Annotated in this window: 5 protein-coding genes; 2 read left to right on the top strand and 3 right to left on the bottom strand. The window is 69.4% G+C overall.

All coding sequences use genetic code 11. The features are described 5' to 3' along the window. Positions 1–66: 66 nt before the first annotated feature. The gene (locus tag ACTXPP_RS12580) at positions 67–1,722 is read right to left on the bottom strand and encodes a Y-family DNA polymerase (RefSeq protein ID WP_301497122.1); all 1,656 of its coding nucleotides are present in this window, start codon (positions 1,720–1,722) and stop codon (positions 67–69) included. After that, a complete protein-coding gene (gene imuA', locus ACTXPP_RS12575) occupies positions 1,719–2,480 on the bottom strand; it encodes a DnaE2-dependent mutagenesis accessory factor ImuA' (protein ID WP_301497124.1) in 762 nt (253 codons plus the stop codon). Before imuA' ends, ACTXPP_RS12580 begins: the two co-directional genes overlap by 4 nt. Before the next feature lie 218 nt (positions 2,481–2,698). On the opposite strand from imuA', the gene ACTXPP_RS12570 reads away from it, so the two are divergent. Then, positions 2,699–3,139 (top strand): hypothetical protein, encoded by a 441-nt coding sequence (locus ACTXPP_RS12570; RefSeq protein WP_301497126.1) that lies wholly within the window; start codon positions 2,699–2,701, stop codon positions 3,137–3,139. Positions 3,140–3,241: 102 nt separating this feature from the next. On the opposite strand, the gene guaA is transcribed toward ACTXPP_RS12570, so the two are convergent. Further along, the gene (gene guaA, locus ACTXPP_RS12565; protein WP_301497128.1) at positions 3,242–4,846 is read right to left on the bottom strand and encodes a glutamine-hydrolyzing GMP synthase; all 1,605 of its coding nucleotides are present in this window, start codon (positions 4,844–4,846) and stop codon (positions 3,242–3,244) included. Between the two features lie 200 nt (positions 4,847–5,046). On the opposite strand from guaA, the gene ACTXPP_RS12560 reads away from it, so the two are divergent. Further along, entirely contained in the window at positions 5,047–6,363 is a 1,317-nt protein-coding gene (locus ACTXPP_RS12560) for a Na/Pi symporter (protein ID WP_301497129.1), read from the top strand. Positions 6,364–6,371: the final 8 nt, after the last annotated feature.

Raw genomic sequence — 6,371 nt, 5'->3', positions numbered from 1 at the left:
ATTTTTCACTTGTTTCTCCACGATCGACATTACTCCGGGAAGTCAGAAACACACTTCTCGGCCCCGTCAGTAGGTCGCCTCGATGCGCCAGGCTTTGCCCCGGCACACCAGCAGGTAGGCGGCGGGCTCGTCGGTGGAGACCTGCAGCCGGGCGTAGCGACGTGGGGAGGGTGTCCACCACTGTTCGTCGACCGGCCAGGGGCCGGCCCAGCCGGTGATGCGGTGGGTGCGGTTACCCCACCGCATCGCTTCCGGCGGCGCACTCATCAGCGCCCGCCCGGTCACCCACACCGGGGCCCCGTCGGCATCCAGCAGGTGGACGCCGGCGGCCGGGTGGTTGGGACGCGGCGTGTCCCGTTCTGCTGCAGCATGTTCCGGTGCCTCGACGAGGGCAGGCAACGGGGCGGGGAGTTCCCCGGCCCAGTCCCGGGTGAGTAATGCGGTGACCTGTTCCGGGTCGCTCTCCCCGTAGGGCACGGCGACGACCCGTCCGGCGACACCACGTCCGCCGCGGTGCACCGGACGCAGCACACCCTGGGTACCGATCAACGCCTGGGCCCGGGCAGCGGCGGCGCGGGCGGCACGGATCCCGGCATCGGGTCCGCCCCACAGGGCATCGACGACCTCCCCTGCGGGCAGGCACTCCACCGGCACCAGCTCGATCGCCCGGATCCCGCCGACACCGTCGGGGGAATCCGTGTCTGCACCGGTCTCTGTGTCCGTGTCGGCGCGGCTGCCGCGGACGCGGGTCAGCCACCCGTCGAGCTGCCACCGCACCCGTTGGGCGGTGTCCTCCTCGGTCAGTGGCTCCCGGCACCGCCAGACCCGTTCCACGCTCAACGGCCCCTCGTACCCCGGTGGCGGGTCGAGGTGGGCGCGCACCGCCAGTCGCAGGCACACCTGCCCGGCATCCGCGAGCATCCCGTGCAGCCGGACGGCCGCCTGACGTGCCAGGAAGGCCGCGGCGGCGGTGTCGGCCACCGGGTCGTCCGGCTCCACCCGGGCCTCCATCGGGGCGGCGATCCGCGCCGACGACACCGGACGCTCCGGTTCGCCGGCGGCGATCCGGTGCCAGTAGACCGCCTCGGCACCGAAACGTCCGGCGACATCCCGGCGCGGCAGGGCGGTGAAGTCCGCCAGGGTGCGGATGCCCAGCTGTGACAGGACATCCACCATCTCCCTCGGGCACCCCAGCGACGGCTCGGCGACGAGGATGCGCAACGGTAGTCCGGCCAGGTATGCCGCCGAGGCCCCGGGGCCGATGCTGCGCCCCTGCCGTGCGGCCCAGACGGCGGTGACCAGGTCATCGGCGGCACCGGCCAGGCAGTCCACCCCGGCCTGCGCGGCGGCATCCACCAGCAGCTCGCCGGCCCGTTCCTCCGCGCCGTAGTAGCGGGCCAGTGGTGCTGCGGGGAAGGCGAGCAGCCCGGGTCGCAATGTCTCGACCCCGGCGGCGACCTGTTCCAGGGCGATGAGGACCTCCTCGTGGGCGGTAGCCTCGGCGTCCTCCTCGACCTCACCGACCTGCAGGGCCGGACAGGTGCCCAGGGCATGGCGTTCCTTCATCCCCGGACGCACCCCGGCACCACGGGCCGCGGCATTGGCGGCGTGGATCCGGTGGTTGTCCACCACTGCCGCCGGGGCGAGCAGATCCCAGCCCCGACGACGGGCGACGACATACACCGGCCAGTCCGGGAACCACAGCGCCAGCACCCGACTCACAGCGCACGCTCCTGTGGCACGGTGCTGAGGGGTGCGGTGCTGACGGGTGCGGTAGCGGTACTGTCCGCACCACCGACGGCTGCGGTGAAGGTCTGCGGCGGCTGACCCTGACCCCACAGTTTCCCGGCGACGGTCACCTCACGCACCCGGCCGGATCCACGTCCCAGGCCGGTGACCTCCCCGGTCTGCCATTGCAGGTGCAGCCGGGCGGTCGGCCACGACTGCTGGTCGCCGCAGACCAGCAGGGCGCAGTCACCGCGCCGCAGCCGTGCCTCCACCGGCCGTGCCGCCGTGGGTGCGACCGCCTGCGGTGGCCGGTAGAGCACCAGGTCGAGTCCGTCCACCAGGGTGCCGAGCACCGCGGTGGCGTGCGGGGCGGGGTCCGGGACCACCACCAGTCGGTCCAGGTCCCCACCGGCGGCCGCCACCGCGGCCAACGCCAGTCGCGGATGTCCGACCACCGCCGCACACCCTCCGGTGGCGGTGAGCACGGCGAGCAGGTCGACGAGGGCGGCCGGACAGTCCTGTGCCACAGTGACTGCACCCCGGGGCAGTCCCCCACTGACCAGGTGCTGACCCAGCCACCCGGGGACCGCGACAGTGCTGGCGAAAGAGCCGGTGGCAGACTCGACACCGGTACTGGGAGAAGCCGGCTCAGACGCGGGGGCAGGTGCTGCCGGAGCGGCAGTCGGAACCGCGCCGCCGATCCGGGCGATCCGCCCGCGCAGCTCCGCGACCACATCCTTCTTCTCCCGCACACCCGTTCCAGTGGTAGCGACAATGTCACTGACATCACCAGTCGACCGCACCGCCCCCATCACCAACCACCTCCTTCCATCGTGCCGATCCTGCCGGTCACACTACAGCGACCACCGGACAGCAACGTTCATAATTCGAACATGCGTTCTTAGTACGTCGATCGTAGGCTTCCCCATAGTGACCGTCAAACAGTTCTCCCCGGCTAGACTGGTCAGCCATGTCCACCAGCGCGAAGAAGGAATCCCCCGCAGTCAACCCCACACCGGAGACCCCACGTCCGGTCCGCGCCGGTGCCGCGGCACTGATGGGTGTCGGGGTCGGCGCGCTCGCCACCCCCCTGCCCCCCGGCATCCGGGTCGCCCTGATGGTGGTATTCCTCGGCGCCGGTCTGGCCTGGCTCTTCAGCCACCCCTACCGGCGCGACGTCAGGGCCGCCGTGGAGGCCAACGGCCAGCGCTACACCACCCGGGTCAAGCAAATCGTCCCACTGTTCCCCGTGTGGCTCGCACTGATGCTGCTCCCCCCGTTCCAGATCGACAACTGGGCCATCGCCGTCCTGGTCTGGATCGTCGCCGGTGCCTACATCTGGCAGGTCACCCCGAGGCTGGACGGCACCCGCGAGCTCGAGGAGATCGCCGCGGCGAAAGCACGGAAGTAGCACCCGGAAAGACAACCCGGAAAGACAACGGCGCCCCGCCGAGGATCATCCTCGACGGGGCGCGGTTCATGCATCAGACCGGCCACAAGGCCGACCGATGCGTCACTCCCACTCGATGGTTCCCGGGGGCTTGCTCGTCACGTCGAGCACGACGCGGTTAACCTCGGCGACCTCGTTGGTGATGCGGGTCGAGATCAGCTCGAGGGTCTCGTAGGGCACGCGGGTCCAGTCGGCGGTCATGGCGTCCTCACTGGAGACGGGACGCAGCACCACCGGGTGACCGTAGGTGCGGCCGTCGCCCTGGACACCGACGGAGCGGACGTCGGCCAGCAGCACGACCGGGCACTGCCAGATGGTGTTGTCCAGGCCGGCGGCGGTGAGCTCCTCGCGGGCGATGGCGTCGGCAGCACGCAGGATCTCCAGACGCTCCGCGGTGACCTCACCGATGATCCGGATGCCCAGGCCCGGACCCGGGAACGGCTGACGGCCGACGATGACCTCGGGCAGGCCGAGCTCGCGACCGACTGCACGGACCTCGTCCTTGAACAGCAGACGGAGCGGCTCGACGAGGGTGAACTCCACGTCGTCCGGCAGACCGCCGACATTGTGGTGGCTCTTGATGTTCGCGGTGCCGGAACCGCCACCGGACTCCACGACATCCGGGTACAGGGTGCCCTGGACCAGGAAGTCGACACTGGAGCCCTCCGGGGCGTCCTCCAGGACACCGGCGACGGCACGCTCGAAGGAACGGATGAACTCCGCACCGATGGCCTTGCGCTTCGCTTCGGGATCGGAGACCCCGGCCAGCTTGTCCAGGAAAGCCGCACGCTCGTCGACGGTGATCAGCTTCGCACCGGTGGCGGCGACGAAGTCAGTCTCGACCTGCTCGCGCTCCCCCTGGCGCAGCAGACCATGGTCGACGAAGACACAGGTCAGACGATCGCCGATGGCGCGCTGCACGATGGCGGCGGCGACGGCGGAGTCCACACCGCCGGACAGGCCGCAGATCGCGCGTCCTTCCGGACCGACCTGCTCGCGCACAGCCTCGATGAGCTGCTCGGCGATGTTACCGGCGGTCCAGGTGGGCTCCAGACCGGCGATGTCGTACAGGAAGCGGGTCAGCACCTCCTGGCCGTGCGGGGAATGCAGGACCTCCGGGTGGTACTGCACACCAGCCATCTGCTTGGCGGCACACTCGAAGGCGGCGACGGGGGCACCGGCGGAGCGCGCGGTGACATCGAAGCCCTCGGGGGCGGCGGAGACAGCGTCGCCGTGGCTCATCCACACCTTGTGGGTGGTCTCGAAGCCAACGTGGAGCGAGCCGCCGTCGACGGTGACGTCGGTACGGCCGTACTCGCGGTCGCCGGTCTGCGAGACCGTGCCGCCGAGGGCGTGGGTCATGGCCTGGAAGCCGTAGCAGATACCGAAGACCGGGACGCCGAGCTCCAGCAGGCCACCCTGCAGGGCCGGGGCGCCGTCGGCGTAGACCGACGACGGGCCACCGGAGAGGATCAGCGCCGCCGGGTTCTTCGCGGCGACCTCCTCGGCGGTCATCGTGTGCGGGATGACCTCGGAGTACAACCGGGCCTCACGCACACGACGTGCGATGAGCTGGGCGTACTGTGCTCCGAAGTCAACGACCAGCACGGGGCGGGGAGTTTGACTGGGACTGCCGGCCGATGCGCCGGACTGCTGCTGCTGGGTCACGTGGCCCATCCTACCGAACACCGTCCACCATCCCATCCGGGAGATCGCCCACCCGCGTGAACAGGGCGATCCCGAATGTTCACTTTCTGTTCACCCTGTGACTGTGGTGTTTCGCGGTGAAGACCATACACTGCCATGACGGATTCACGTTTCGACACAGTTCGATGATGGAAGACCCCGACAACGAATGGAGACGGTCCGTGCCGGCTAAAACCAGCCAGGACAGCACCACCGAGGCCACCGAGGCAACCGACGCTTCCGCCACCGCTGACATACAGGACGCTGCAGACATCGCCGACACCACAGGAACCGCCGACGCCGCAGCGACCGCAGACGTCAAGGATGCACCGCCCCGGAGTCCGCTGGAACGTTTCGGCATCACCGGCAAAGCCCTGCAGTGGGCGAACTGGATCTCCGTCGCCGTCGGGATCTACATCCTGATCACCGCGGTCGCCGTGGTCGGCGACGGCTTCAAGGCGGCCACCGGTGGTCAGGCCGAGGAACTCTTCGCCTTCGCCTCCAACCCGCTGGTCGCCCTGATGATCGGCCTGCTGGCCACCGCGCTGACCCAGTCCTCCTCCACGGTGACCTCCATCATCGTCGGACTGGTCGCCGGCGGACTGCCGATGGCCACCGCCATCCCCATGCTGATGGGCGCCAACGTCGGAACCACCCTGACAAGCACCCTGGTCAGCCTCGGCATGGTGCGCGACAAGGAGTCCTTCCGCCGCGCCTTCGCCGCCGCCTCCATCCACGACTTCTACAACCTGCTCGCCGTCATCATCTTCCTGCCCCTGGAGCTCGCCTTCGGTCTGGTGGAGAAGTCCTCCGCCTGGATGTCCGAGCAGCTCGCCGGCAGCGACGGCGGACCGCTCGCCGCCGTCTTCGGCGGCCTCGGCACCGGGGTCACCACGCTGACCGACCCGCTGGGTGACCTGATGACCAGCGCACTGAGTCCCCTGCCCACGCCCTTCGACGGCATCGCGATGATCCTGCTGGGCATCGGCCTGATCCTCGGTGTGATCAACATGATCGGCAAGCTGCTCAAGATCGTCATGGTCGGACGCGCCAAGCAGGTGCTGCACACCGCCATCGGACGCGGCCCGGTCTCCGGCATCACCTCCGGCACCCTGATCACCGTGATGGTGCAGTCCTCCTCCACCACCACCTCCCTGATCGTCCCGCTGGCCGGGTCCGGAACCTTCAGCATCAAGCAGGTCTACCCCTTCACCCTGGGTGCCAACGTGGGCACCACCCTGACCGCCCTGATCGCCGCCTTCGCCTTCTCCGGCGCCGAGGCGCAGCTCGCCCTGCAGGCCGCTTTCATCCACGTGCTCTACAACATCTTCGCCCTGCTCGTGATCTACGGGCTGCCGTTCCTGCGGTGGATCCCGCCGTGGGGTGCAACCACGCTGGCCAGGCTCGGTGCGGAGAACAAGCTCTATGTGGCCGTCTGGGTCATCGGCATGTTCCTGGTGCTGCCGGCGCTGCTCATCCTGCTGACCGCGCTTCTCTAGGGGAGAGA

This window comes from Candidatus Corynebacterium faecigallinarum (genome assembly GCF_052264515.1).
Classification (GTDB): Bacteria; Actinomycetota; Actinomycetes; order Mycobacteriales; family Mycobacteriaceae; genus Corynebacterium; species Corynebacterium faecigallinarum.
This window is presented reverse-complemented; position numbering and strand designations above follow the sequence as displayed.

Excerpts from the sequence above, each read along its gene's own strand:
- ACTXPP_RS12570 (WP_301497126.1), top strand. The coding sequence starts at position 2,699 with ATGTCCACCAGCGCGAAGAAGGAATCCCCCGCAGTCAACCCCACACCG.